This window comes from Serratia rubidaea, from assembly GCF_016026735.1.
In the GTDB taxonomy this organism is placed as follows: domain Bacteria; phylum Pseudomonadota; class Gammaproteobacteria; order Enterobacterales; family Enterobacteriaceae; genus Serratia_B; species Serratia_B rubidaea.
The window spans coordinates 4,728,652-4,755,528 of sequence record NZ_CP065640.1; the positions used below are offsets into that span (position 1 = coordinate 4,728,652).

At 57.8% G+C, this 26,877-nt stretch carries 26 protein-coding genes, 1 tRNA gene and 1 pseudogene; 12 read left to right on the forward strand and 16 right to left on the reverse strand.

The genetic code is table 11. The annotated features are described in order from the left end of the window. Positions 1–38: 38 nt before the first annotated feature. Together I6G83_RS22265 and I6G83_RS22270 are read right to left on the reverse strand one after the other, a co-directional pair. Positions 39–206, reverse strand: a complete 168-nt coding sequence (locus I6G83_RS22265) for a hypothetical protein (RefSeq protein ID WP_156484020.1) — start codon at positions 204–206, stop codon at positions 39–41. A gap of 100 nt (positions 207–306) precedes the next feature. Then, positions 307–903 (reverse strand): hypothetical protein, encoded by a 597-nt coding sequence (locus I6G83_RS22270; RefSeq protein WP_062779044.1) that lies wholly within the window; start codon positions 901–903, stop codon positions 307–309. Positions 904–1,033: 130 nt separating this feature from the next. Between I6G83_RS22270 and I6G83_RS22275 the strand changes: the two genes are divergently transcribed. Further along, positions 1,034–1,936 carry a LysR substrate-binding domain-containing protein gene (locus I6G83_RS22275; protein ID WP_054307693.1) on the forward strand — a complete coding sequence of 301 codons (903 nt, stop codon included), beginning with the start codon at positions 1,034–1,036 and terminating at the stop codon, positions 1,934–1,936. A gap of 42 nt (positions 1,937–1,978) precedes the next feature. Here I6G83_RS22275 and I6G83_RS22280 read toward each other — a convergent pair whose 3' ends face one another. Both I6G83_RS22280 and I6G83_RS23615 read right to left on the reverse strand, forming a co-directional pair. Next, positions 1,979–2,458, reverse strand: a complete 480-nt coding sequence (locus I6G83_RS22280) for a YrhA family protein (protein WP_054307694.1) — start codon at positions 2,456–2,458, stop codon at positions 1,979–1,981. A gap of 12 nt (positions 2,459–2,470) precedes the next feature. Then, positions 2,471–3,616 carry an HNH endonuclease signature motif containing protein gene (locus I6G83_RS23615; RefSeq protein ID WP_232238936.1) on the reverse strand — a complete coding sequence of 382 codons (1,146 nt, stop codon included), beginning with the start codon at positions 3,614–3,616 and terminating at the stop codon, positions 2,471–2,473. Between the two features lie 231 nt (positions 3,617–3,847). On the opposite strand from I6G83_RS23615, the gene I6G83_RS22290 reads away from it, so the two are divergent. Continuing rightward, positions 3,848–4,204: a DUF805 domain-containing protein gene (locus I6G83_RS22290; RefSeq protein ID WP_158510611.1), complete on the forward strand. Its 357-nt coding sequence runs from the start codon at positions 3,848–3,850 to the stop codon at positions 4,202–4,204. Here I6G83_RS22290 and I6G83_RS22295 read toward each other — a convergent pair. Then, positions 4,201–5,640: an EmmdR/YeeO family multidrug/toxin efflux MATE transporter gene (locus I6G83_RS22295; protein ID WP_054307700.1), complete on the reverse strand. Its 1,440-nt coding sequence runs from the start codon at positions 5,638–5,640 to the stop codon at positions 4,201–4,203. The two genes, I6G83_RS22290 and I6G83_RS22295, sit on opposite strands and share 4 nt — an antisense overlap. A 206-nt stretch (positions 5,641–5,846) precedes the next feature. Between I6G83_RS22295 and I6G83_RS22300 the strand changes: the two genes are divergently transcribed. After that, on the forward strand, positions 5,847–7,307 hold the full coding sequence (locus I6G83_RS22300; RefSeq protein WP_054307696.1) for an AMP nucleosidase: 1,461 nt from the start codon (positions 5,847–5,849) through the stop codon (positions 7,305–7,307). A 44-nt stretch (positions 7,308–7,351) separates the two neighbouring features. Here I6G83_RS22300 and I6G83_RS22305 read toward each other — a convergent pair whose 3' ends face one another. The 3 genes from I6G83_RS22305 to I6G83_RS22315 form a co-directional block, all read right to left on the reverse strand. Next, positions 7,352–8,704 (reverse strand): MFS transporter, encoded by a 1,353-nt coding sequence (locus I6G83_RS22305; RefSeq protein WP_054307701.1) that lies wholly within the window; start codon positions 8,702–8,704, stop codon positions 7,352–7,354. Positions 8,705–8,948: 244 nt separating this feature from the next. Further along, complete coding sequence (locus tag I6G83_RS22310) at positions 8,949–10,136, reverse strand: sugar transporter (protein WP_054307697.1); 1,188 nt, start codon at positions 10,134–10,136, stop codon at positions 8,949–8,951. A 187-nt stretch (positions 10,137–10,323) separates the two neighbouring features. Further along, a complete protein-coding gene (locus I6G83_RS22315; RefSeq protein ID WP_138111677.1) occupies positions 10,324–10,737 on the reverse strand; it encodes a hypothetical protein in 414 nt (137 codons plus the stop codon). Between the two features lie 480 nt (positions 10,738–11,217). On the opposite strand from I6G83_RS22315, the gene I6G83_RS22320 reads away from it, so the two are divergent. Further along, positions 11,218–11,293: transfer RNA gene (locus tag I6G83_RS22320), tRNA-Asn, on the forward strand. 54 nt (positions 11,294–11,347) lie between these two features. Here the strand turns inward: I6G83_RS22320 and mgrA are convergent. The 4 genes from mgrA to I6G83_RS22340 all read right to left on the reverse strand — a co-directional run bounded on the left by mgrA (position 11,348) and on the right by I6G83_RS22340 (position 14,979). After that, positions 11,348–12,382 carry an L-glyceraldehyde 3-phosphate reductase gene (mgrA, locus tag I6G83_RS22325; protein ID WP_054307571.1) on the reverse strand — a complete coding sequence of 345 codons (1,035 nt, stop codon included), beginning with the start codon at positions 12,380–12,382 and terminating at the stop codon, positions 11,348–11,350. Positions 12,383–12,537: 155 nt separating this feature from the next. Continuing rightward, complete coding sequence (gene tmaR / locus I6G83_RS22330) at positions 12,538–12,855, reverse strand: PTS system regulator TmaR (protein ID WP_015673026.1); 318 nt, start codon at positions 12,853–12,855, stop codon at positions 12,538–12,540. A gap of 163 nt (positions 12,856–13,018) precedes the next feature. Further along, positions 13,019–14,083 carry an FUSC family protein gene (locus I6G83_RS22335; protein WP_054307572.1) on the reverse strand — a complete coding sequence of 355 codons (1,065 nt, stop codon included), beginning with the start codon at positions 14,081–14,083 and terminating at the stop codon, positions 13,019–13,021. Between the two features lie 131 nt (positions 14,084–14,214). Further along, positions 14,215–14,979, reverse strand: coding sequence for an N-acetylmuramoyl-L-alanine amidase (locus I6G83_RS22340; RefSeq protein ID WP_054307573.1), 765 nt, complete (start codon positions 14,977–14,979; stop codon positions 14,215–14,217). Positions 14,980–15,157: 178 nt separating this feature from the next. Between I6G83_RS22340 and I6G83_RS22345 the strand changes: the two genes are divergently transcribed. Beyond that, positions 15,158–15,904 carry a S24 family peptidase gene (locus I6G83_RS22345; RefSeq protein WP_054307574.1) on the forward strand — a complete coding sequence of 249 codons (747 nt, stop codon included), beginning with the start codon at positions 15,158–15,160 and terminating at the stop codon, positions 15,902–15,904. Between the two features lie 6 nt (positions 15,905–15,910). On the opposite strand, the gene I6G83_RS22350 is transcribed toward I6G83_RS22345, so the two are convergent. Continuing rightward, positions 15,911–17,020, reverse strand: a complete 1,110-nt coding sequence (locus tag I6G83_RS22350; RefSeq protein WP_054307575.1) for an SDR family oxidoreductase — start codon at positions 17,018–17,020, stop codon at positions 15,911–15,913. Between the two features lie 254 nt (positions 17,021–17,274). Between I6G83_RS22350 and I6G83_RS22355 the strand changes: the two genes are divergently transcribed. The 5 genes and pseudogenes from I6G83_RS22355 to sbcB all read left to right on the forward strand — a co-directional run bounded on the left by I6G83_RS22355 (position 17,275) and on the right by sbcB (position 21,136). Continuing rightward, entirely contained in the window at positions 17,275–17,433 is a 159-nt protein-coding gene (locus I6G83_RS22355) for a hypothetical protein (RefSeq protein WP_156484019.1), read from the forward strand. A gap of 100 nt (positions 17,434–17,533) precedes the next feature. Further along, positions 17,534–17,776 carry a DinI family protein gene (locus I6G83_RS22360; RefSeq protein ID WP_054307576.1) on the forward strand — a complete coding sequence of 81 codons (243 nt, stop codon included), beginning with the start codon at positions 17,534–17,536 and terminating at the stop codon, positions 17,774–17,776. Between the two features lie 78 nt (positions 17,777–17,854). Then, positions 17,855–18,891: pseudogene (locus tag I6G83_RS22365) on the forward strand (hypothetical protein). Positions 18,892–18,903: 12 nt separating this feature from the next. Continuing rightward, positions 18,904–19,314 (forward strand): hypothetical protein, encoded by a 411-nt coding sequence (locus tag I6G83_RS22370; protein ID WP_054307577.1) that lies wholly within the window; start codon positions 18,904–18,906, stop codon positions 19,312–19,314. Between the two features lie 391 nt (positions 19,315–19,705). Beyond that, positions 19,706–21,136 (forward strand): exodeoxyribonuclease I, encoded by a 1,431-nt coding sequence (gene sbcB, locus I6G83_RS22375; RefSeq protein WP_015673035.1) that lies wholly within the window; start codon positions 19,706–19,708, stop codon positions 21,134–21,136. Between the two features lie 34 nt (positions 21,137–21,170). On the opposite strand, the gene I6G83_RS22380 is transcribed toward sbcB, so the two are convergent. Together I6G83_RS22380 and I6G83_RS22385 are read right to left on the reverse strand one after the other, a co-directional pair. Further along, positions 21,171–21,623 (reverse strand): universal stress protein, encoded by a 453-nt coding sequence (locus I6G83_RS22380; protein WP_054307578.1) that lies wholly within the window; start codon positions 21,621–21,623, stop codon positions 21,171–21,173. Positions 21,624–21,632: 9 nt separating this feature from the next. After that, positions 21,633–22,421, reverse strand: coding sequence for an IclR family transcriptional regulator (locus I6G83_RS22385; protein ID WP_041411829.1), 789 nt, complete (start codon positions 22,419–22,421; stop codon positions 21,633–21,635). Between the two features lie 164 nt (positions 22,422–22,585). Here I6G83_RS22385 and I6G83_RS22390 point away from each other — a divergent pair, with 164 nt between their 5' ends. Continuing rightward, a complete protein-coding gene (locus tag I6G83_RS22390; protein WP_054307579.1) occupies positions 22,586–24,190 on the forward strand; it encodes an MFS transporter in 1,605 nt (534 codons plus the stop codon). 2 nt (positions 24,191–24,192) lie between these two features. Continuing rightward, on the forward strand, positions 24,193–25,221 hold the full coding sequence (locus tag I6G83_RS22395; RefSeq protein ID WP_054307580.1) for an HlyD family secretion protein: 1,029 nt from the start codon (positions 24,193–24,195) through the stop codon (positions 25,219–25,221). Between the two features lie 80 nt (positions 25,222–25,301). On the opposite strand, the gene I6G83_RS22400 is transcribed toward I6G83_RS22395, so the two are convergent. Beyond that, positions 25,302–26,669: an APC family permease gene (locus I6G83_RS22400; RefSeq protein ID WP_015673040.1), complete on the reverse strand. Its 1,368-nt coding sequence runs from the start codon at positions 26,667–26,669 to the stop codon at positions 25,302–25,304. Positions 26,670–26,877: the final 208 nt, after the last annotated feature.

A 26,877-nucleotide genomic window follows, 5' to 3' on the forward strand; every position in this document is an offset into this window, starting at 1 on the left:
CATTCCAATAGCTGTAGCGCATGGCGCGGCGGTAGCGATTATTTTCCATAATGGCGCAGCAGCGAAGGATGGAACTCAAAACCATACAACTGGCTGGTGGCCAGCATGGTATCCAGCAGCGCGGCGCTGTCGCCGTCCTGCCCCCTCTGCTGCGGTTCGGCCTGTGTCCCGCGGCCGAACCGCCAAAAAGCCAGTAAACGCTTCATGCTCCCCTCCTCAGTCAGTGATTGACGCCTGAGCAAAGTAAAGCCGTTAGCGGCCCGGAAGGGAAATACGCATTTCTGCGTTGCTTAGCGAAAAAACGGGCTAACCGCAGCGGCAGGCGTCGTTTTCCCGGTCGCGTTCGACAATGCGCGCCAGCAGCGCGCCGAACAGCGTCATATCCACCAGCAGCGCCAGGGCAAAGTTAAGCCCGGCCGGCGCCGCCTGCCACTGCAGCCACTGCGTCGCCGCCAGCGCCGCGCCGCAGGTCAGCGCCATGGCGATACGAGCGCTCACCGCACGCTGTCCCGGCGGTGCGACGGCGCGCTGGCTCTGGTAAGCCGCGCCCAGCCCGAGGCCGGTCACCCCGGCCCCCGGCAACAGCATGGTCCATGCCAGACCGCCGTGCAGCGCCAGCAGGATCCACAGCAGACCGGCAGCGCCGAGCAGCAGACCATAGCGCGCCGCCACCAGCTGCGGCCGCTGCGCCAGCGGACGCCAGCGTCCCAGCGCCGCGCCGCAGGCAAACGCCAGCGCCAGGCTGAGCGGCAGCAGCAAAGCGGGCAGCGGTTGCGCCCCGCCGTACTGGCTGAATAACAGCAGCGCCGCAGACGGCAGTACGCTGAACACAATCGCCCGGAGCACCGCGCCCGGCGACGCAACTGCGCCGGCGGCCGGCTGTTGGGATAACGTCATCATCATCGCCCTCCTGCGCTATACGCAATAATCATGAAATAAACTCACCCTCTGTGAGCGGTGTTATCAGCTTATCCTGCGTATAATCAGACGATCAAAGTCATAGATTTCATTCACAGATGAGAATAACTCAGCCATGAGAAAGCCCCGTTTACCGCCGCTGGGCGCCGTGCGCGCCTTTCATGCCGTCGCCGGCTGTCTCAGCTTTAAGCTGGCCGCCGAACGGCTGGGCGTCAGCGCCACCGCCGTCAGCCACCAGATCAAGCTGCTGGAATCGATGCTGGAATGCCGGGTCTGTGAGCGCAGCGCCCAGGGCGTCCGCCTGACCGATGCCGGGGAACTGTTATACGCCGCAACGCAAAGCGCCTTCGCCGCGCTGGAGAGCGCCACCGCGCAGATTATGCACCGCGCCCAGCCGCCGGCGCTGACGGTCACCACCACCTCCAACTTCCTCACCCACTGGCTGGTGCCGCGCCTGGCCGATTTTAAGGCGCAGCTGCCGACCATCGATTTACGTCTGCACACCAGCGTCGAGCGGGTAGACCTGAGCCAGCGCACCGTCGATGCCGCCATCCGCTACCGCGAAACGCCGGAAAGCCAGCTGCACAGCACCCTGCTGTATGAAGACCACTTTATTCTGGTGGCCAGCCCGTCGCTCGGCATCAAAGAAAAGGAGGATTTACGCACCGCCACGCTGTTCCACGTGGAGCAGCGGCACGTGCCCGCCGACTCGCCCACCTGGCAAAACTGGCGGCGGCGCTACGGGCCTGACGGGCTGGACTGCGACAGCGGCCTGATTTTCAGCGATGAAACGCACGCGCTGCAGGCGGCGGTGGCAGGACAAGGCGTGGTGATCGCCAGCCGGCTGCTGGCGAACGATCTGCTGCAGCGCGGCGTGCTCACCGCGCCGTTTGACGAGTCGCTGCCCGGCGCACGCTATTATCTGGTTACCACCGAAGAGGCGGCGCAGCGGGCGGATATCATCGCGCTGCGGCACTGGCTATTGCAGCAAATGGCGGGAAAAACAACGGATAAATAAGTTATCCCTTGAACAGCAGGAGACCGCCTACGGGCGGCTTTTTCATAATAAATCACCATGTATATTTTTTAGTTCCAGTATTTGGGCGTTGATGAGTTCCGCAAGCGTACTAAATGAATCGGTTGAAAAGTCAATTGCAATACGGTCTCGAACTTCCCACTGAAAACTTTTCGTGTCGTAAACCAGTATATCCGTATCATTAGAACCAACAACAATTAAACCATCAAGACCTTCATGATGCATACCTTTCTCTTTTGTGAAAATATCATTATTTTTATAGAGGTTATTGAAATCAGCCCAATCGTAATACCCCAACCCAAAGAAACTCACCGAATCAGCTAAAAGGCCATCACTCAAGCGCGCAAACTCGATATACTCAAGCCAAAAGTTATCTTGGTTTTTATCAATGCCTCGACCAAAATCATGATATACAACCTCCCCCAGGTAAGCAGGAAAAAGTGAATTACCAAGCTTAGCACTGATTTCCTGAAACTCCTGCACTACACTTTTAATATTAAGCATAACCACCTCAATTTAAGGATATACAACACCCTTTGGTACAGGCCACAGTACAGTTTTACTCTCATCCAGTGATTTCGTTACTCTATATTGTGCCGTAGTAAACACCCGATGCTCTGGCGCTTTACTTATTAAAACAAGATTATCAAAGCTGTTAGTTCCGCTATCATCCAATGGTAATTTATGGTGTACTTCCCATCCTTCAGGGTTAAGTCCTTTCAGCATTCTTTCCCTACTCACTGAGTCAAACCTCGTGACAATATCATCATGGCTTGCAATATCCCGCAGGAAATTACCCTTTGCTTTGTTTTTGAATTCAGAGCGTAACGCAACTAACTCACCTCTCGGTCTCTGAATATAATCCATTTTAATAACATCAATATTGTTGAGTAATTTTTTATCACCCTTGTACGTCCCTAGAAAATGCTGAAGTTCCTCTAACGACTTTATGTTAGCAATGTTGCCGCCGGGCATACGAGTAACAGCAACTATCGAAGATAATGCAACCAGCGAACCTATCGACTGAGGGTTAGCCACCTGGGTAAAACCTTCGGCCGCATCGCCGCCCAACTGCTTAGCCGTCTGTGCAAAACCTTCCACGTTCTGATTGTATATTCCCCCGGCGGCCAACAACCGCCCAACGGCTCTGCTATTCAACGTGCCAGGCTGCTTTTTTGCTGCTTGAGCGTGCTGTGGTGGCGTGCAATATTCTGCAGACCTTACAGTTGGCAAAGGTCGCGGGCCTTCCCCCCTGTTCCATATCGCCTGCTCGTAGTAGTCAATGATGCGGTTGCTACCGTTCAGCACAAAAAAATTAAATTTGCCACAGCTCACCAAACGTCCTATTTCATTGATATAAAATGCAAAGCGCGAGCTATTCCATGCTTCTTTATCATCAATGTAAACGACATTGCCGCATTCTATGTCACCCTTTAACTTGCGGGCGTAGCGGCCAGTATCATTCAACACACGATTATCCCATCGCGAGCGTAGCTGTATATCATCACCGAACATATTAAAACCGCAGGAGCTGCCAGTATCTAACACATAATGTTGGCATACTTCATACCACGCTGCACGGGGGTTGATGATCCTGTCATAGCGGGCTGGCGGTAACTCGTCATAAAACAGGTGATACAGATTGCCGGGTAATTTCTTCACGATATACGCAACTCCTTTGCGTTAAAATGCGTCATTTCCGTAACATAACTAACCCTTTATAGCAGTTTCAATCCATAAGCGTCTTAGATGTCCGTCACGACGCTTCAACCCTACAGACTGCTAACGACATCCCACTAACTAACGCTCATTACAGGGTAAGCAACAAACGCTTGCTCTCTTCCTCCATGGTCGATAAATTATTAACTTATTGATATATAAGAAATGTGCATCATGGAGGATGTCATCATTTACCTGTTAAATGTGATCTACCAGGGATACCGACAGTCGTTCAATATCAAAGGCCGCGACAGCCGCGCATTCTATATTACGCTGGTGGTATTTCAGCACCTGTGGTTTGTGTTCTATCTGGCGCTAAAGGTGGTGATGAATTACCCGCTTTTATGGATCCTGGTCATGATTTTCGTGCTGCCGCTGCTGGCCAGCAATATCCGCCGTCTGCACGATGGCGGCTACAGCGGCACCTGGTGTTTCAGCTGGTTTTGCCTGCCGCACCTGGCGTTGATCGGCGCCATGTTTCTGCCGTCGCTCAATAACAACAATCCCTATACCCGCTACCCGCAGAACTAATCCTGCGGCGTGGCATCCTGTTTGTGGCGCGGATACTTCCACAGCCAGCGGCCGCTGACCATACGCCAGTAGAACAGCGCGCCGCGCACCGCCCAGTCGAGGAACATCCCCAGCCAGACGCCGGTCACCCCCATGCCCAGTTCGATCCCCAGCGCGTAGCCGGCCACTACCCGGCAGCCCCACATGCCCAGCATCGATACCCACATGGCGAAACGCGCGTCACGCGCCCCCTTCAGCCCGGCGGGCAGCACCCAGGAGGCGGCCCAAATCGGCATAAAGGCGGCGTTCAGCCAGATCAGCACTTTCACCACTTCTTTCACATCATCCTGCTGGGTATAGAACGCGGCAAACAGCCCGGCGAACGGCGCGCTGCCCCAGGCCAGCAGCGTCAGCCCCAGGGTCGACAGCCAAAAAATATGCCGCAGCTGCCGCTCCGCCTGGCCGATCTGCCCCTTGCCCAGTCGTCGGCCCACGATAATGGTCGACGCCGACCCCAGCGCGTTGCCCGGCAGGTTAATCAGCGAGGCGATCGAGAAGGCAATAAAGTTGCCGGCGATCACGCTGGTGCCCATGCCGGCGACAAACATCTGCGTCAACAGTTTACCGCCGTTAAACAGCACCGACTCGATGCTGGCGGGAATGCCGATGCCCAGCACCTCTTTGAGAATCGACAGCTGCAGCCGACTGAAATAGCTCTTCAGGGTAATGTGCAGCGACGGGTTAAAGCCGATCGCCAGCACATAAATAATCGCGACGGCGCCAAGGTAGCGCGACAGGGTCAGCCCCAATCCTGCGCCGATAAACCCCAGCCCGTCCCAGCCCGCGATGCCGTAAATCAGCGCGCTGCTGATGATAATATTGAGGATATTCATGCCGCCGTTGATCAGCAGCGGAATTTTGGTATTGCCCGCGCCGCGCAATGCGCCGCTGCCGATCAGCGCAATCGCCGCCGCCGGGTAGCTCCACACCGTGGTCTGCAGGTAGGAGAGCGCCAGCGCCTTCACCTCCGGCGTGGCGGCGCCGGCAATCACATCAATAATCTGCGCGCCGGCCAGATGAATCACCGCCGCCAGCAACAGCGCCACCACCGTCATCAGCACCAGCGACTGACGCGCCGCCGCCCGCGCCCGCTGATGATCCAGCTTGCCCAGGCTGAACGCCACTACCACCGTGGTGCCGAGATCCACCGCGGCGAAAAAGGCGATAATCACCATGTTGAAGCTGTCCGCCAGCCCGACCCCGGCCATCGCCTCCTTGCCCAGCCAGCTCACCAGAAAGGTGCTCAATACGCCCATCAGCAGGACGCAGGCGTTCTCCAGCAGGATCGGCACCGCCAGCGGCACGATCTCGCGCCGAAACAGCACGCGGTAACTTTTCCGCTTCGGGTACCACGGCGTGGCGATCACCCGTTGACGAAGCTGCGCAAATACGTTCAACATTGCTCCATGGCATAAAACGAAACCCTGTTTTAAATCATGTTTGATCCCTGCCGATCCTGCAAAGTTTTTTATGCGAAGAATTCGCCACGCGCGCGTGGCGGCAGCGACACCGGCCGCCACGCGGATATACATTTGTAACATATTGAGAATATGCTACTTTCTTACAATACCCGCGGTCGAACAACCATACGTTCAGAGGTACTATGGCTCAAAGCAAAACAGGCAGTAACCACACGGTCGCAGACGCGCTGGATCAGTTGGAAGCCCGCTACCAGAGCGCGGTCGAGGCGCTGCGAACGGCGATTGGCGATTTTATTGATAACGGCACGCTGCCGGACGCACAGGCGCGCGCCGCCGGGCTGTTTGTCTACCCGGAACTGCGCGTCAGCTGGCACGGCGCCGCCCCCAGCGACAAGAAAACCCGCGCCTATGGCCGCTTCACCCATCCCGGCTGCTACACCACCAGCGTGACGCGGCCGGCGCTGTTCCGCCACTACCTGGAAGACCAGCTGACGCTGCTGGTGGAAGAGTATGGCGCCATCATCGACGTGGCCCCCTCGCAGCGCGAAATCCCCTATCCGTACGTGATCGACGGCTCCTCGCTGGAGCTGGACCGTTCCATGAGCGCTGGCCTGGCGCAGCATTTTCCGGTGCCCGAACTGGCGCAAATCGGCGATGACACCGCCGACGGCCTGTCCCACGCCAGCGATACCTTCCCGCTGTCGCACTTCGACGCGCTGCGCGCCGACTTCTCGCTGGCGCGCCTGCGCCACTACACCGGCACGCCGGTGGAACACTTCCAGCAGTTTGTGCTGTTCACCAACTATACCCGTTATGTGGATGAGTTTGTCCGCTGGGCATGCAGCGAGATTGCCGATCCGGACAGCCCGTATCAGGCGCTCTCCTGCGCCGGCGGTATCTATATCACCGCCGATACTCCGTCGCCGGAGCAGGCCGTGTCCGATCTGGCGTGGAAGAACAACCAGATGCCGGCCTACCACCTGATCGGCGCCAACGGCCAGGGCATTACGCTGATTAACATCGGCGTCGGCCCCTCTAACGCCAAAACCATCTGCGACCATCTGGCGGTGCTGCGGCCGAACGCCTGGCTGATGATCGGCCACTGCGGCGGCCTGCGTGAAAGCCAGTCGATCGGCGATTACGTACTGGCGCACGCCTACCTGCGCGACGACCACGTGCTGGACGCGGTGCTGCCGCCGGACATCCCGATCCCCAGCATCGCCGAAGTGCAGCGCGCGCTGTACGACGCCACCAAGCAGGTCAGCGGCATGCCGGGGGAAGAGGTTAAGCAGCGGCTGCGCACCGGCACGGTGGTCACCACCGATGACCGCAACTGGGAGCTGCGCTACGCCGCCTCGGCGCTGCGCTTTAACCTCAGCCGCGCGGTGGCGGTCGATATGGAAAGCGCCACCATCGCCGCGCAGGGCTACCGCTTCCGCGTGCCTTACGGCACGCTGCTGTGCGTCTCCGATAAGCCGCTGCACGGCGAGATCAAGCTGCCGGGGCAGGCCAACCGCTTTTATGAAGGGGCGATTTCCGAGCACCTGCAGATTGGCATCCACGCTATCGATCTGCTGCGCGCCGAGGGCGAGCGCCTGCATTCGCGCAAGCTGCGCACCTTTAACGAGCCGCCGTTCCGCTGACGGTAAACGGCCCGGGCAATCCGGGCCGTTCTTTTCCTCGCCGCTTAAATCGCTTCCAGATCGCGGCCGCGGGTCTTCGGCCCGAAAATGCCGATTACCCCCATCACCATCAGCATGCTGAAGACGATAAAGCCGATCACGCCGGCCGAACCGCCATACTGCAGGATCACGCCGATGATAATGCTGCTGAACGCCGTCGATAAGCGGCTGAAGGAGTAGCAGAACCCCACCGCGCGGGCGCGGATAAAGGTGGGAAACACTTCCGATTGATAAGAGTGATAGCTGTAGGTCAGCCAGGCGTTCGACCAGGTGATAAAGAAGCCGCACAGCACCAGCCACAGCGGGTTGCTCTGCCAGGCGAACAGCGAGCCGAAGATCACCGTCATCAGGCAGGAGAGCACGATTTGCCACTTGTTCTCCATGCGGTCGGCAAAGCGGCTGCAGATTAACGAACCGAGCGGATAGGCCAGCGTAATAAAAAACGCATACAGCAGGCTGTGGGTCACCGAAGCCCCCTTGCCGGACAGCAGCGCCGGCAGCCAGTTGCCAAAGCCGAAAAAGCCGATCGCCTGGAAGAAGTTCATCACCACCAGCATCAGCGTCCGGCCGCGGTAGCGCGGCGACCAGATATCGCGAAACCGCCCTTGCCGCCCCTCTTCCGCCGCCGGCGCATCGCGCTGCGGAAACGACGGCGCGTCCGTCACGCCGCAGCGCCGCTCCATGCCCGCCATCACCTGCCGCGCCTCGCCGTAGCGCCGCTGCTGCACCAGCCAGCGCGCCGACTCCGGCAGGCCTTTACGCACCAGCCAAATCACCAGCGAGGCCAGCGCGCCGATAATCACCACGTAGCGCCAGCCGGTCAGGCCGAAAATAGTCTGCGGCACCAGCCACCATGACATCAATGCCACCGCCGGCACCGACAAAAACTGGATAAAGAAAGCAAAGGCGAACGCGCGGGTGCGTAAATGCGCCGGGATCCATTCGGTGAGATAGGTATCGATGGTCACCAGCTCAATGCCCAGCCCGACGCCGACCAGAAAACGCAGCAGCAAGATCCATTCCGCCTGATTTTGCAGCGCCAGCAGCAGCGAGAAGGCGCCGTACCAGGCCAGCGCAAACATAAAGGTCGCCCGCCGGCCGAAGCGGTCGGCATACGGACTGAGCAGGCTGGCGCCGACAAACAGGCCGAGGAAGGTCACCGAAGCGAACGCCGCCTGATCGGAGACGCCGAACACGCCGTCGGCGCCGAGGTGGAAAATACCTTCGGCGATCATCGCGCCGCTGATGTAGCCGGTCTGGAACAGGTCATACAGCTCGAAAAAGCCGCCTAACGACAGCAGGGTAATAAAGCGCCACAGCCCGGCCGAAGCCGGCAGCGCGTCGATTCTGGCCGACAGGTCCTGCTCATAAATCGGCGATTGCGCGCCGGCCTGCCGGTTATCCACCACAAAAGTATCACTCACCCGCAACCTCTCGATAACATTGACGTTAATTGTCTATGCTAATGATTCGCGGACGGAGTTAAATTTTTAAATAGCAGGCTAAAGAAATTAATTAAGCATAAAAAACTGCGGGGATGCGGTTTAGCTGAGGGGAAAATTTAACCGGCCGGCGAAGAGGCGTCGCCGGCCGGTGCGCGCATCAGGCGCGGTGGTGCTGCAGGCGTTCGCTGCGGTAGAAGTTCAGTACGCACCATCCCAGCGCAATCAGCGCCAGCGGCGCGCCGACCAGGCCGACGTTCGGCATGCCGAGATGCAGGCTGACCTGGTTGCCCAGCAGCGCCCCGCCGCCGATACCCAGGTTGTATAAACCGGAGTAAATCGACATCGCCACGTCGGTGGCGTCCGGCGCCAGGCTCAACACCTTCGCCTGCATCGACAGGCCGATAGCCATAATCGCCATCCCCCAGAACGCGCACAGCAGCGTCAGGTGCAACTCGCTGCCGGTGGCCGGCAACAGCAGCAGCAGACAGACGGCCAACAGACCAATCGCGCTCATAAACAGCCCGGACGGGAAGCGCTCGCTGTAGCGGCTGAACAGCAGGCTGCCGATAATACCGGTCGCGCCGAACAGCAGCAGCATCAGCGTGGTGAAGTTGTCGCTCAGGCCGGCCACCCGCTGGATAAACGGCTCGATATAGCTGTAAGCGGTAAAGTGCGCCGTCACCACGATGATGGTCAGCATATACAGGCTGACCAGCGCCGGGCGTTTAAACAGTACCGGCACGCTGGCCAACGAGCCGGAATGCTCGCTCTTCAGCACCGGCAGCAGCCGCCACAGCATCAGCAGCGCCAGCGTTGCCGCCACCGCAATGCCGATAAAGGTCATCCGCCAGCCCAGCAGCTGCCCGACGACGCGCCCCAGCGGCAGGCCGAGCACCATCGCCAGCGCGGTACCGCCCGCCAGCATGCTCAGCGCCTGCGCTTTTTTGCCCGCCGGCGCCACGCGGATCGCCAGCGAGGCGGTAATCGACCAGAATACCGAGTGCGCCAGCGCTACGCCGGCGCGGGAGATCACCAGCGTGGTGAAGTTCCAGGCGACCGCGGTCAGCACATGGCTGGCGATAAACAGGATAAATACGCCAATCAGCAATTTACGCCGTTCGATTTTGCTGGTCAGCAGCATGCACACCAGCGAGGCGGCGGCGACAATCCAGGCGTAAATGGTAATGATCAGCCCCACCTGCTCGGTCTGCATGGCAAAGCTTTGTGCAATATCGCTCAGTAACCCGACCGGGATAAACTCGGTGGTATTGAAGATAAAGGCGGAAACGGCAAGCACGACAACGCGCAGCCAGGCTGTGCGGCGGGAAGCGGCGACTTCGTTCATGAGTAAACAAGATCCAGAACAGGTGGGAAGCAATGGAGAGATTTTATCCAATTGTTGGAAAAAACGCGACACCCATCACACTTTTATGGCGATTTTTTTACTTACGCCGGCCAGAGGCGGCGGAAAAAGGATGACGGCCGTTGTCGGACGCCATCCACAGTGCCGGTGCGTTATCCGCCTTCGTCCGTCAGATTTTCTCCACCCGCTCAACCAGCGCCTGGGTTAACGCGGTGCGAATGTCATTGCAGGTTTTGCCGATGCGGTATTGATAGCCGGAGTCCAGAATACCGTTGATCTCGCTGCTCAGATTGGCGCGCACCTGCGTATAGAGTTTGGCCTGCGCCAGAATCTGGTTTAGCTCGGCGTTTTTACTCTGATAGGCCGCCGGCGCAACCTGCTGTAGCGCATTCAGTTCTTTCATGCAGGTATACAGGGCGGCGTCATTGCCCACACTCACCTCCGGCCGGGTTGGCAACATGGAGGACGTTTCCGTGGCCTGCGCCGGCTCCGCCTTCTCCGCCTTGGTCACGGAACGGTTGCCAGCCTGTTGGCAACCCGCCAGTAACGCGCAAAACGTTACTACTGCGATAGTTTTTTTCATAACTTTCAAAATCCCAGAAATCCGACAACGGCGAGGTATCTGTGCCGTTATGAGGTGCTGTTATAGGTATCAAACCGCCTGGCGAGCGCGCAGCGGCCTATTTATCAGGGGTATTCCCACACAAGCCATCATGCTAACACAGAAAAATCCCAACAAACAGTAAGGTGAAAAGGAAAGTATCAACCTAAGAAGGGTTATTATTTTTTTGTTAACTATATGGAAAATAGCTAAAAGCCGGCTTAGCAACGCCAAATCCGCCGCCTGGTGCACCGCGCCGGTCTGACGGCCAGCAACCGCCGGCGACAACGCGCCAGGCAATGACGACTGCACCTTTTCTGCGCGTAAAAACCGTCCGCCTCGGTATTAACATGCTGAAAAATGGCGCAAATCGCTTATTAAGCCAGCGAACGCACCGTTTAATGCCGTTAGCGCTTTGACAAAGCCCGCCCGGCTCGTTACTATGCGCCCCGTTCACACGATTCCTCTGTAGTTCAGTCGGTAGAACGGCGGACTGTTAATCCGTATGTCACTGGTTCGAGTCCAGTCAGAGGAGCCATATTTAGAAAAGCCCGCTTAAGGCAACTTAAGCGGGCTTTTTGCTTTCCGGCGTTTAGCGATCGGACGACGCCTGCCAGAGATTCAGCCGGCCATCGGCCGCGTGCTCATCGATCTGCTGCAGCTCCGCCGCGCTGAACGTGAGGTTGTTCAGCGCCTGGCAATTTTCCTCCAACTGCTCCGGCCGGCTGGCGCCAATCAGCACCGAGGTGACGCGCCGGTCCTTTAGCAGCCAGCTCAGCGCCATCTGCGCCAGCGTTTGTCCGCGCTGCTGCGCCAGCTGGTTCAGTAGCTGAATGCTGTGCAGGTTCTGCGCGGACAGCATGCTCTCTTTCAGCGAACCGCCCTGCTCGCGCTTCATGCGCGAATCATCCGGAATGCCGTGCAGGTACTTATTGGTCAGCAGGCCCTGCGCCAACGGCGTAAAGGCGATGCAGCCCGTCCCCTGCTGTTCCAGCGCGTCCAGCAGACCGCTGTTTTCAACCCAGCGGTTCAGGATGCTGTAAGACGGCTGATGGATCAGCAGCGGAATTTTCCATTCCCGCAGCAGCGCCGCCATCGCCACGGTGCGCTCGGTGGAATAGGAGGAGATCCCCACGTACAACGCCTTGCCGCTCTGCACTGCCTGCGCCAGCGCCGCGGCGGTTTCTTCCATCGGCGTGTGTTCATCCACCCGGTGCGAATAAAAGATATCGACGTAATCCAGCCCCATCCGCCGCAGGCTCTGATCGAGACTGGCCAGCAGGTATTTGCGTGAGCTGCCGCTGCCGTAAGGACCGGGCCACATATCGTAGCCGGCCTTGGTGGAAATAATCAGCTGATCGCGATACGGCAGAAAGTCCTGCTGCAGCAGCTGGCCGAAATGGGTTTCCGCCGAACCCGGCGGCGGGCCGTAGTTGTTCGCCAGGTCAAAATGGGTAATCCCCAGATCAAACGCTTTACGCAGCAGCGCCCGCTGGGAAGAGAGGCTGTGGCCATCGCTAAAGTTGTGCCACAGCCCCAGCGACAGAGCAGGCAGCTGTAGCCCGCTGTTGCCGCAATAACGGTATTGCATCTGGTCATATCGGGAAGCATTTGCACAATAAGACATGAGTGATCCCTACGCATTGGTTTAATACTAAAACATCGTTTCAATATCAGACTAAAGCGTGGTTTACCGGCTGGCAACGGGTAGCGTGCATAACTTTGAGGCAGGTAAAATAAAACAGGCCAGATGCATATCTGGCCTGTGGGGGAAACCCGGGGTTACTTCACTTCGCCCATGGCTTTCAGCTTTTTAGACAGCTCGCGGCGCTCTTTCGACAGATCGGCATTTTTGATGATGTAATCATCAACGCGATCTTCATAGTCGCTGCGCATATTGGCGATGATGCCCTGGATGTCTTCGATGCTCATGCCCGGCTTGATGTACTCGCTCAGGTTGTCCAGCAGCAGTACGCGCTTCTGGTTATCACGGATTTTCTTTTCGTTATCGACGATTTCACGCTGCAGCTTGTTTTTACGGCGGAACATACGCACAAACTCCAAAACATCCTGGAAACTCGGCTTAGTTGCATTATCCATCTTTATAACCCTTGCTTTAGTAATACACAGATTCATTTGCTTACGGCCACAATGTTCTCAAGATACAGGTTTGTGGCGGTGCGGCACAACTCCCAATGCCACTATCTTACCCACTTTAGCCGCGCGGCCAAAACCCGAAGCGCACGCTTAATGATCTCACCCACTATTCTGCGCTGTCGGCGGTACAAACTTTCAGCAGATCGCTCAGTTCCTCCAGCTGCTGCGCCAGTTGCATGCTGAGCCACACATAGCCGTAAATCGGCGCTTCAACGTGCTGGCCGCCGGCTTCCTGCATCAGGGTTTTCAGCTCGGCGGAGATCTCCCCCAGCTCGCCGATGGTTTGCTGCGGCAGGCCGGGACCGCCGTGCTCCATCATCGCCGCCAGCGTCTCCAGCGAACGCAGCGTCAACAGCTGGGCGCTGCGCAGCTTCTTGGCGTTCAGCATAATAAAATGCGTCTCACGCGAGGCCCAGTAGGCGTCGGCCAGCAGTTCCAGCGTACAGACCAGGTTGCGGCTCAGGGTCTGCACCGCCTCAAACACTTCAACGGAGATATGGCTTTCCTTACTGCTGGGGGCGATCAGGCTGCGCAGCTTCACCACCTGGTTCAGCAGGCGCTTCAGGCGCAGTTCCAGCCGCGGCCGCTCCACCACGTTCAGCGACAGATAGCCGCCGTAAATCTGCCCGGCGGTGCGAAAACACTCCGCCATCTGCATCCGCCAGAGAATATAGGCGCGCTGCGGATAAATGCTGGTGAACAGCAGCGCCAGTATCGAACCGAAGATTACATCACCGCTGCGCCACAGCGCAGTTTGCATATCGCCGCTGCCCTCGCCGCACACCACCGCCAGCGTAATGCCAATCAGCAGCGCCATATAGGGCCGTTTACCGAGGGTAAAGTAGCCGCAGACGAACATCACTATCCCGCACCACAGCAGCATCAGCGACAGCGAATAGGTCGCCAGATACAGCGCCACCAGCCCGGAGGCGGCGCCAAACACCGTGCCGGCAATGCGCTGCAGCGCCCGCTGCGATACGTTGCCCCAAAACGATATCGGCCCCATCACCACCACCAGCGTAATCAGCGGCCAGGTGCCCTCCGGCACGTCCAGCAGGCGGATCAGTAAAAAGGTGAGGATAAACGCCAGCCCGATGCGCACGCCGTGCACAATGCGGTAATGACGATAGATCAGATGTTCAAACGAGGAAATGCCACGATCCAGACGCACGGTGTATCCACTTGCTGATAACGGAAAACCCTCAGTGTAGCGGAGCCGGGGCGAAAAAGGATAACCGGAAATGCAGAAAAACGGCGCCCGCGGCGGGAAAACCGGGCGCAGCCAGCGCGCCCGGTTGGCCGTTATGCCACGTATTTCTCTACCAGCGCCTGCAGGATCGCCGCGGTTTCCGCATCCATGACGCCGTCATATTTCTGCGGGCGGAAATGCAGCTGGAACGCCCGCACCAGTTGGCGGTAGCCCTCGTCGTCGCCGGCGGCGCTGATGTCATAGCCATATTTGGCAAACAGCGCCAGCAGCTGTTGCCGGTCTGGCAACTGACAGCAGCAGCGCTGCTGATAGCGCTGGCGCGTCTCCTCATCATACCAGGCGCCGACACCGGCCAGATACAGCTGATGCCACGGGAACTGCGGGCCGGGGTCGCTCTTGCGGCCGGGCGCAATGTCCGAATGCGCCACCACGTTGACCGGTGAAATATCCGGATAGCGCTGCAGAATATTGCGCGTCAGCTGGATCACCGCCTCAATCTGCTGCGGATCAAACGGCGGGAAGGTGATATCTTCACCGTCGCCGCTGGCCAGGTTGACGATCTCAATGCCGATCGAGGTGTCGTTCAGGCTGTTGCGCGCCCCCCACTGGCTGACGCCGGCGTGCCAGGCACGCTCCTGTTCATCCACCAGGTTAAAGATGCGCAGCCCGTCGAACCCGGCTTCCCGATAGCCGGCATCGTTCGGATCCGGCACCAGGTAGTGCGCGCTGACGCCGTTGCCGGTCAGCGAGGCGATCGAGTCGGCAAAATTTTGCGCAGTGTAGTGCAGCACCAGAAAGCGCACGCGGCGGTTAAAGCTGGCTACCGAACGGTAGCTGTTGTAATCGATAGTGAACATCGCAGATTCCCTCTTTGCGTTGGCTGTTCAAAGGTATTCGCACATCGTCATGATACGCGAAGTTTGGGTGACATGAACATCATCACGCATTTATTTTTAGCTAAATGCTAAATTTTTAGCAAGCATTTTTAGCAGAGAAAATATTTACCTTTTTGCTAAAGAGTGCGATGATCCACCAATGGAAACCAAAGAGATAAGGCGCAACAATCTGCGCGACCTGATGGCCCGCTACGCGCGTAACGGCATCAACCAGAACGAGTTCGCCGCGCTGGTTGAGTCCTCCGCGCCCACGCTGAGCCAAATCATCGGGGACAAATCCTCACGCAATCTTGGCGATAACCTCGCCAGGCGGATTGAGGCCAGGCTGAATTTACCCAAGGGGTGGTTCGATGTCTTCCATGAAAAACAGCTGGCCAAACCCTTTGATAACGTCGATACGGCGTCAGATTTTCAGCCTGCCCGCCTGAAGCCGGTGGTGTGGGAAGACACCGACCAGGACAAGGAAGAGTTTGTGGAAATCCCCCTGCTGGACATTGATTTTTCCGCGGGCGACGGCTGCTATGAAATCGTCGACCGTGAAGAGTTTTCGCTGATTTTCCGCCGCTACTACCTGCACAAAATGGGCGTGCCGGTGAATGCCGCACGGATTATCCGCATCTCCGGCTCCAGCATGGAGCCGCGCCTGCAGGACGGCGACGTGGTCGGCATCAATACCGACGATGTACGCATCCGCGAAGGCAAAACCTACGCCATCCGCCACGGCAATCTCCTGCGTGTCAAAGTGCTGCTGGAGCAGCCGGACGGCGGCGTGGTGATCCGTTCGCTGAACCGCGAAGAGTACCAGGATGAGTGCCTCAGCTATCAGCAGCGTAAAGATCAGCTGGTGGTGCTCGGCCGGGTGTTCTGGTCATCCTCATCCTGGTAAGCGGGCTTATTTAAAATCCACGGCCATCTGCTGCGGAATCGACAGGCCGCGGGTGCTGGCCACGCAGTGCGCAAGATAATCGGTAAAGCGCGGCGGCTGCGGCATCCCCAGCTTCAGCAGTTTGTCATTGCAGAAGCGCACATTGAGCATGGCGAACGAGCCGTAGAGGCGCATCGCTTTTAACATCAGCCGCTCATTACACGGGCCGAAGATATCCTTCAGCTGGCGGCGCATCTGCACCAGCGCCTCATAGCTGACCTGCGCATAGTGCTCGCCGACCGGCGCCTGCTCCAGCGCGCTGGCCATGGCGCGGTCAATATCGGCAAAGCTGACGCTGCGCTCCGCCCCGGCGGAGATATGGTACACATCGCTCTCCAGCTGTTCGCCGTTCAGCAGCATCACCAGCGCATCGGCGCAGTAATCCGCCGGAATTACGTCAATCTGATCCTGCAGTGAACACATAAATTTGCGCAGCATCAGCGCCATGCTGAATACCCAAAAAATACTGCTGGAGGGCTGGCAGCCAAGGCGCGTATGACCGACGACGATCGACGGTCTGGCGATCACCAGCGGCAGCTGCGGCAGCCGCTGTCGCATCAGCTGTTCAATGGCGGATTTGGAGCGGGTGTATTCCACCAGATGCTCGGCGTCTGCGGCGAACTCGCCGCTTTCTGCCACCAGCGTGCCCGGCTCCGGCGTACAGGACATGGCGGTGCCGACGTGTAAAAAACGCTGCAGCCCCTCCACCTGCGCCATTCTGCTCGCCAGCGCCAGCGTGCCTGCAACGTTGACTTTCCAGATCAGCGGGTTATTGCCAAACGACGCCACCGCCGCGCAGTTAATTACCTGCGTCACGCTATCCAAACGCGCATCGTTCAGGAAATGCTCCGCGTCGGCTAAATCACCCAATAAAATATTCTCCGGCGTGATTTTATTTAATACTTCCGGCGACAGATTAAACTTCGCCATGTTCTGTTTAATACGCGCCAGGCCCTGCTCGCTATTTTCTGCCCGCACTAACAGCAGGTAATTTATCTGATGATGATCGGTTAATAACTTCTCCAGCACTGCACCGCCCAGAAAGCCGGTGGCGCCCGTCAGCAGCAAAGTTTTCATGTTGTTTTACTCGTATGGGATAGAATAAAACGGAGTGTAAATGGCAACAACTAAACGCATCATCAATCAATAATTCACAAAAACATTAAATCACTTCGTTAAGGTTTTATTAAGGTTTACCGTGAAAGAAAAACGATAACTTTAGTTACACTCTTGATTTTATACTTTCACCCTTTCCTCTTTTTGTTGAGCAAGCATTTATATTTCACCTGCCTTAATAGCGGAAAATTCTTGCTCTGTATTCTGGAATCATCATGAGCTACAACAAAAAAGTTTGGTTAGCCGTGCTGTTGCTGTGCGCCCTGTTTTGGAGCGCGCTCATCGGCTTGGCCTGCACGCGGTATGACTACCAGCATCGGCCAATCCATTCTGCAGAACAAAAGTGCAACGCGGCCAGCCATCCGCAGCGATAAAAATCGTGCATATACCACGGACGTATTCTGCTCTACTTGACGGCAGAAGCGCTCACAGACAAAATACTGTACACAATCACAGTAACCTAAAGATGATGATATGTTTGTAGAGCTGATTTTTGACCAACGGAATGTTCAGGGGCTGCCCGGCGCAGCCGAGATGATCAAGGACGAACTGACAAGGCGGGTGCACAAGATTTTTCCCGACGCCGACGTGAGGGTCAAACCCATGCAGGCAAACGGCCTGAATACGGATGCCAGCAAGAGCGACAAAGAAAAACTGAACCGCCTGCTGGAAGAGATGTTTGAAGAAGCCGATATGTGGCTGGTTGCTGACCTGTAGCCGTTGAAACCAGGGGTAAGGTTAGTTTAAGGTACATAAGCTAAAACGCCCCTATCAACGATGACAAGGAGTCACCCCATGGCCTTACCGCCCCGTCAACGGATTGAACCTGGTTACTGCGTTGTTGAAACCCCTGGCTCGTTCACTTCACAGGCAAACATGCTGTTCAGAAACCCAAACAGCGAAGCCGCCCGCTATTACCTGCAGCTTAATGCCGATACGCCATGGGTAAAGCCGGGACATATTCTGATCGTTGCCGATCCGCACAACCCCAGCAAGGCCCAGCCCTGCATCATTTACGCCAGGCCAAAAACCAGGTGAATAAAGCCATGGCGCAGCTGGATGCCGAGCAGGCGACATTCCTGCAGCGTAACTACGACACCCTCGCCACCATACTTAATGGCAGCAGCACCGGATTAGGCATCGCCAGTGATTCAGGGAAACGTTACTTTCAACGAATTGATGAAATCCTGCAGAGAATAGAGATCACATACCAAAACCAGTTCCGCACTCAGGGTACGCTGATTGGCCAGCAGTTTTTTGTCGAACGTAATTGCCTGTTTGGTGAGCTCAAAGCAATGCTGGATAAACCTGTATTCAGCCGGCTGACGCGTAAAATCTTGAACCTGCGTCCGTATGAAAGCATCAAAAGCGCCTTAAATTTATCAAGCCGCTCTATTGTCCATGAGTGGTCTACGGCTGGCGTAGGTGCGATTAGGGGCTATTCGACCTATCTGGATAGCACCAACAGAGCCATTAAGTTTATGAAGAATGCTGGATGGGTGGGTCTGGCAATATCAGCGACTAGCACGACTAATGACGTGTATCATGCCTGTACAACCGGCCGTGAGAGCGAATGCGGTCACGTTGCCTTCAAAGAATACGGAGCCTTTGTTGCCGGAGTCGGATTAGGTTCAGCTGGAGGCACTTGGGGTGCCTTGGCTGGGGGTGGAATTTGCGTTGCCTTAGGGATTATCAGCGCCCCGATGGCCGGTAGTGCTGGCGTAGCATGTGCCATCGTAGGCAGTGGCATTGGGGCATATGCTGGAACCGCAGCAGGCGAGGCTATTGGTGGTCGCGTAGGAAGCGGCATGGCCAATATCTTGTTTAGGTGACATAGGTAAATTATGAGTGATGCAATTAGAAACATTGGTACAATAATCGCCTTCCTGGGGATGCTACTATTTATTTTTAGCATTATTTATTTTGCTGTTATAAAAAAAAACTATAAAAATACAATTTCAAAATACATGTCACATGGTTTGTTTATGCGGCAATTCGATATTCTTGCTGTTTCCGCAGGGTATTTTGGCAGTATGATCGTCACCATATTTTTCTGGCAGCTTCTGACCCGTAAACGCATCCGATTGTCTAAAACTGAGTACCTTGGAGATGAATCTTACGATTTCATCAATACCTTACCTAAAAGTGAAACCCGTTGGATTAAACGCTATTTTTACCTCTTTCTCATCTGGTCACTTTCAATACTCTTGGGAGGGGCGATGATGTATCTGCCCGACTGGCTACATATGTCATAATAGAGACTAGTTACCTAATAGCTCACTGCACGGTTTTGTTTACTTATCGCACAATGGTAACGACCACTGCAGCCCATACATTCCCCTAATATGTTTCTGATGCCCGATTGGAGGCCTTTATTGTAACCAGCTTAACAACATCATGATAAAAACCGTACCTAACATTTTTCTGTTTTATCTATGTGCGATAACAGAGCACTCCCGTTCCCTCAACTCACTCCCCCACAATAACGCGAATAAAATTGCCAACCCATGGAAGGGCTACGCACTGAGTATCCCCCTCTTCTGGACTGCCCGAATATGGTTTACCATATAGCAAACGCAGCGGATAAACAGGGTGCAACACCTTTAAATCTGTCAATCAGATGACAAACGCGGACAAGCTCAGACAGTGAAAAACAACAGCAGACAGAACACGTTTTACATCCACGACTACGAAACCTTTGGCAAGAGCCCGTCGCTGGATCGTCCGGCCCAGTTTGCCGGCGTGCGCACCGATATGGACTTCAATATTATCGAAGAGCCGCTGGTGATCTACTGCACCCCGGCGGATGACTATCTGCCGGACCCGGAAGCGGTGATGATCACCGGCATTACGCCGCAGGAGGCGCTGGCCAAAGGCGTTTGTGAGGCCGAATTCGCCCGTCAGATCAACGAAGCGTTCAGCGTTCCCGGCACCTGCATCCTCGGCTACAACAATATTCGTTTCGACGATGAGGTCAGCCGCAATATCTTTTACCGCAACTTCCACGATCCTTACGCCTACAGCTGGCAAAACGGTAATTCACGCTGGGATCTGCTGGATGTGATGCGTGCCTGTTACGCCCTGCGGCCAGAGGGGATCGTCTGGCCGGAAAACGACGAGGGCTTCCCCAGCTTCCGCCTGGAGCACCTGACCCGCGCCAACGGCGTTGAGCATGAACAGGCGCACGACGCCATGTCGGACGTGTACGCCACCATCGCCATGGCCAAGCTGGTGAAGCAGGCGCAGCCGCGCCTGTTCGACTATCTGCTGCAGCACCGCAACAAGCACAAGCTGAACGCGCTGATCGATATTGCCGAGATGACGCCGCTGGTGCACGTATCCGGCATGTTCGGCGCAGCGCGCAGCAACACCAGCTGGGTCGCACCGCTGGCCTGGCACCCGGAGAATAAAAATGCGGTGATCGTCTGCGATCTGGCCGGCGATATCTCCCCGCTGCTGGAACTGGATGCCGACCAGCTGCGTGAGCGTTTGTATACCCGCCGCGACCAGTTAGCCGCCGACCAGCCGCCGGCGCCGATCAAGCTGGTGCATATCAATAAATGCCCGGTGCTGGCGCCGGCCAAAACCCTGCTGCCGGAAAATGCTGAACGGCTGGGCATCGACCGCCAGGCCTGCCTGAACAACCTGCAGATCCTGCGTCAGCACCCGGAAGTGCGTGAGAAAGTGGTGGCGCTGTATGCCGAAGCGGAACCCTTTACCCCGGCCGACGACGTCGACGCCAAGCTGTATGACGGTTTCTTCAGCGATGCCGATAAAGCGGCGATGAAGATCATTTTGCAAACCAAGCCGCAAAATCTGCCGGCGCTGGATCTGGCCTTTGGCGACGGCCGCATGAAGGAGCTGCTGTTCCGCTATCGCGCCCGCAATTACCCGAACACGCTGGACGATGCCGAACAGCGCCGCTGGCTGCAGCACCGCCGCGAAGCGCTCAACGCCGAGCGGGTGCAGGCCTATATTCTGCAGTTGGAAGCGCTATACAACCAGCATGAAGGTGATAAGGCCAAAATGGCGCAGTTAAAAGCGCTGTTTGATTATGGCAAGCAGCTGGTCGGCTGATTGATAATTTGCGGTGGGCCAGGCCCACCGCAGGTTAACCGTCGGCGCGCACGTCAATCAGCACCGGGCAAGGCGCATGCTCAACCACCGCCACGCTGCATGACCCTTTTAACAGACGGTTAAAGGATGACATCTGGCGGCGCCCCATCACGATCATCGCCGCTTTTTGCGCCTTCGCTTCCGCCACGATCGCCTCCGCCGCTTCGCCAACCAGCACCTTGCCGCTGGCGCTGACGCCGGCCTCGCTCAACACCGCCAGCGCCTGCCGCACCACCGCTTCGGCCGTCTGCTGTTCATCATTGGCATAGGCAAAATCCGCCGGATCTTCGCCGCCCGGTTCATCGCCGTTCACCGTCAGCGCGTAACCCGCATCGATGCAGCACACCGCCAGCGCCTGCGCCTGCAGCGCCCGCGCCTGCTCAGCCGCCAGGGCCAGCACATATTGCGTCGCATCCGAATTGTCCACCGCCACCAATAACGTTTTCATCTCAGACTCCTATTCATCACGCAGCGCCGCCTTGCCGATTTCATCGATCAGCGCCTCTTTGCACTTCAGAATTTCACTCCGGTAATGCGCCTCATTTTTCTGCAGGCGCGGGCCGGGGATCAACAAACTGATGGAGAAACGCCCGAGGATGGTGTCGATCGCCACCGCCATGGTGGAGATGCCTTCCAGCGTCTCACCGCGATCGTAAGCCAGCCCGGTGCGGCGAATCTCCGCCAAACGCGTCATCAGCGCGGGAAAATCACGCACCGTTAAATCGGTAATCGCCGGATAGGCTTCCCCCAGCAGCGTGCGGGCCGCATCGTCGGTATCCAGCGCCAGCAGCGCCCGGCCGCCGGAGGTGCTGTACAGCGGCAGGTTCATGCCCAGCCGCGGCACCACGCGCAGTTCGCGCTCGGCAACAATATAGTGAACCACCGCCAGCTGCAGGCCGTTGGCCCGCGCCAGCGACACGGTTTCCCCGGTCGCATCGCTCAACGCCTGCAGCCAGGGCTGAGCAATCGCCACCACGTCGGTATGCACGTTGGTAATCAGGCGCAGCAGCGCCGGCCCCAGACGCACCCCGCCGACGCTGCCGTGGCTGCGCACCAGCTGAGCCTCGTCCAGCGCGCCGACGATACGCTGCACCGTTGAGCGCGGCAGATCGACCCGCTGAGCGATCTCGCCCAGGCTCATCCCGTTCGGTTTTTCACCCAGCGCATTGAGGATCTTTGCGGCGCGGGCAATGACCTGAATACCCTTCGTCCTTTCGTCATCGCGGGCTATTGGCGGTTCAGACATAACACTTTCCCTTTTCGTGCGGTTCTCGTCCATTGTAACACTCTTACTTTGACGCGCGCACTGTATCACATTGCAATACAATGCATCACAATATAATATAAATCGCGACTTGTATCACAATACAGTACACCGCATCGATTAATTCCCCTCTCTGGAGTACTCATATGACAGCCCAGCCTGCGGCCGCGCCGCCGCCGCACCCTTTTACCCTGCGCCTGGCGCTGGGGTTAGTCGGCGTGCTGATTGCCGCGTTGACATCCGGATTGAACGATCGCATCTCCAGTCTGGCGCTGGCGGATATCCGCGCGGCGATCGGTATTGATTATGACACGGGCAGCTGGATCACCTCTGCCTATCAGGCCGCCGAAGTAGCGGCGATGATGGTGGCGCCCTGGCTGGCCGTCACTTTTTCCCTGCGGCGCTTCGCCCTGATCGTTATCAGCGGCTTTGCCGCAGTGGGCATCCTGCAGCCCTTTGCCACCGGCGCCGCACCCTTTATTACCCTGCGGGTGATTCAGGGACTGTTCGGCGGCGCGCTGCCGCCGTTGCTGATGACGGTCGCGCTGCGTTTTCTGCCGCCCAAAATTAAACTCTATGGCCTGGCCGCCTATGCGCTGACCGCCACCTTCGGACCGAACGTCGCTGCGTCGCTGACCGCACTGTGGACCGACAGCGTCGGCTGGCAGTTCGCCTTTTGGCAGGTGGTGCCGCTGTGCCTGGTCGCCGCGCTGCTGATCGGCTGGGGGCTGCCGCAGGATCCGCTGCGGCTGGAGAGGCTGAAACAGGCCGATCTGTTCGGCATGCTGACCGGCTGCAGCGGCATTGCGCTGCTGCTGCTGGCGCTCACCCAGGGGGAGCGGCTGGACTGGCTGAATTCGCCGCTTATTGGCGCCATGCTGCTGGCATCCGCCGCGCTGCTGGCGGTGTTTCTGATTAACGAGTGGTTTCACCCGCTGCCGCTGTTCAAGCTGCAGATGCTGGGGCGCAGAAACCTGGCCTTCGGCCTGCTGGCGCTCGCCGCGGTGCTGATGCTGTCGCTGTCGGGGTCGTCGCTGCCGTCCGCCTATTTTGCGCAGGTGGAAGGCTTCCGCACCGCCCAGTTTGCACCGCTGGCGCTGGTCGTCGGCCTGCCGCAGCTGGTTATCGCGCCGTTTATCGCCGCGCTGCTGAACTGGCGCTGGGTAGACAGCCGCTGGATGCTGGCCCTGGGCGCCGGGGTGATGATGCTCTCCTGCCTGCTGGGCATGCAGCTGACAGCCGAGTGGGCGCGCCAGAACTTCTGGCTGATCCAGATACTGCAGGCGTTTGGTCAGCCGATGATGATTCTGCCGATCCTGATGGGCTCCACCAGCGTGGTGGCGCCGCCGGAAGGGCCGTTCGCCTCCGCCATATTTAACACCGTGCGCGGTTTTTCCAGCGTGGCGGCCGGGGTGCTCGTTACCCATTTCCTCAACCGGCGCGAGCAGTTCCATTCGCACGTTCTGGTCGATCAGTTGGGCAACCGCCCGTGGCTGATGACCGCCGCCAGCGGAGACAGCAGCAGCGCCAGTGCGCCACTGCTGCCCGACGGCAGCGTCAGCTCGGCGGAAAACCTCGGCCACTTTTCAACGCTGGTGAAACACCAGGCGCTGATCCTCGGCATCAGCGACGCCTATTTACTGATTATCGGCTGCGCGCTGTTACTGGTACTGCTGACCCTCTGGCTGCCAAAACGCGTCTATCCGCCACAAACGCTATTACCTTTAGCACCTAAAACATCGAGACCATAACTATGAGTTTTACACCTGCCAAACGGACATTAATCCTGGCGCTGCTGCTGGTGCTGTTGCTGGCCTGCGCCTTTGCCATCTGGTCATTCAGCAACCGCCACGACTACAGCACCACCGATGCGGTGGTCACCGCCGACTACACGCTGGTCGCCCCCAAGGTGTCCGGCTATATTCAACACGTCAACGTCGAGGATAACCAACAGGTCAAAGCCGGCGACGTGCTGGCGACGATTGATGACCGCGATTATCGCGTCGCGCTGGAAACCGCCGAGGCCAACCTGCAGATCAGCCGCGCCAAACTGGCCAGCATTCAGGCGCAGTTGGAGCAGCAGCAGGCCAATATCGCCCAGGCCGAAGCGGCCGTCAGCGCCAGTAAGGCGACGCTGAACTATGCCGGCCAAAATGCCGAGCGCTACCGCCGACTGCTGAAAAGCAACGCCATTTCGGCCGATGAACAGCTGAAATCCGCCTCTTCCATGCAGAGCGCCGCCGCGCAGGTCAAGCAAAACCAGGCCGCCGTGGTATCCGCACGCAAGGAAGTCGGCGTGCTGCAGGCCAGCCGGCAACAGGCCGGCGCCGATATTGCCGCCGCGCAGGCCAGCGTCGATCAGGCGCGTCTGAATCTCTCCTATACCCGCATCGTGGCGCCTATCGACGGCGTGATCGGTCAGCGGGCGGTGCGTCAGGGCGCCTGGGTCAGCGCCGGTACGCGGCTGCTGGCGGTGGTGCCGCTTGAGCAGAGCTATGTGCTGGCCAATTTCCTGGAAACCCAGCTGTCCAGCGTCAGCCGCGGCCAGCCGGTCACCATCAGCGTCGACGCCCTGCCCGGCGTCACCCTGCGCGGCCACGTCGACAGCATCGCGCCGGCTACCGGCGCCACCTTCGCCGCCATCAGCGCCGACAACGCCACCGGCAACTACACCAAAGTGGTGCAGCGCCTGCCGGTGAAAATCCAGCTGGAGCCGAACCAGAGCGATATCGCACGTCTGCGCGTCGGCATGTCGGTGATCCCGCGGCTGGAAATGCGCTGATTCCATCCGCCAATCTGCGGGCACAAAAAAGGGCTGAACAATGTTCAGCCCTTTTTTTATTCAGCGCTAACGCTTAGCGTTTACGCCACGTCTTCACTCGCCTGCGGCACCGGCAGACGGAAGCTGCGGGTGACGAACGCCAGGTAAATCAGGCCGACTGCGCCCCATACCAGGCCCAGCGTCATCGAGCTGCTTTCCAGGTTCAGCCACAGCGCGCCGACGGTCAGCGCACCCAGCACCGGCAGAATCAGATAGTTCACGGTATTTTTAACCCCGTGGTTCATCTTGTCGCGGATGTAGAACTGCGAGATCACCGACAGGTTAACGAAGGTGAAGGCCACCAGCGCACCGAAGTTGATCAGCGCCGTCGCGGTCACCAGGTCAAACGACACCGCAGACAGGGCGATCGCCCCCACCAGCAGTACGTTCATCGCCGGGGTGCGCCACTTCGGATGCACATAGCCGAAGAAACGCTCCGGGAACACGCCGTCGCGGCCCATCACATACATCAGACGGGATACGCCGGCGTGCGCCGCCATACCGGACGCCAGTACGGTCACGCAGGAGAACACCAGAATCACCGACTGGAAGAACTTGCCGGCCACGTACAGCATGATTTCAGGCTGGGACGCGTCCGGATCCTTGAAGCGGGAGATATCCGGGAAGTACAGCTGGACAAAGTAAGACACCACGATAAAGATCACGCCGCCAATCAGCGCCGTCAGGAAGATGGCCTTCGGGATCACCTTCTCGGCATCTTTGGTTTCTTCAGACAGCGAGCTGATGCCGTCAAAGCCCAGGAACGAGAAGCACAGAATGGTCGCGCCGGTAATCATCGGCACCACGTGCGCATTGTCGGACCAGAACGGACGGCTGCTCACCAGCGTACCGGCGCCTTCGCCGTGATACACGCCGTTGATCACCAGGCCGAGGAACACCACCATGATCGCCACCTGCACCACCACGATAATGGAGTTCAGGTTCGCCACCAGCTTGATGCCGCGCAGGTTGAACAGCGTCATCAGCGCCACCAGCGCCACCACAAAGATCCACGACGGCACGCCCGGGAAGATCGCTTCCAGGTAAATTTTGGCCAGCAGGATGTTGATCATCGGCATGAACAGATAGTCCAGCAGCGATGACCAGCCCACCATAAAGCCGACGTGCGGCCCGATGGCCTTCTGCGCGTAGGTATAGGCAGAACCGGCCGATGGGAACTTCTTCACCAGTTTGCCGTAGCTGAGCGCAGTGAACAAAATCGCCAGCAGCGCGAAGGCGTAGGCGGTGGCGACGTGACCGTCGGTCAGGCCGGAAACAATGCCAAAGGTATCAAAGATGGTCATCGGCTGCAGATAAGCCAGGCCCATCATGACCACAGGTACCAGAGTAAGGGTTTTGCGCAGTTGCGCGCGCTGTGCCGGAGCGGCGCTGACGATGTTATCGGACATTGTTCAGCCCCCCCTTACCTTCAGACTTGCGGAGAGTAGACACGCTAAGACTCAAGGTTGCGGGGAAACTTCGCAACAGGCGACTTAATTCTAAAAGAGGGGTAAGGGGAGCCGGGATATGCATCAAGGAAACCTTGGCTGCTGGTCCGTAATCGCCGCGGGTGCAGCGGAAGCCGGCGGGCACCGGTGCTGTATTGAAAAATTGCCC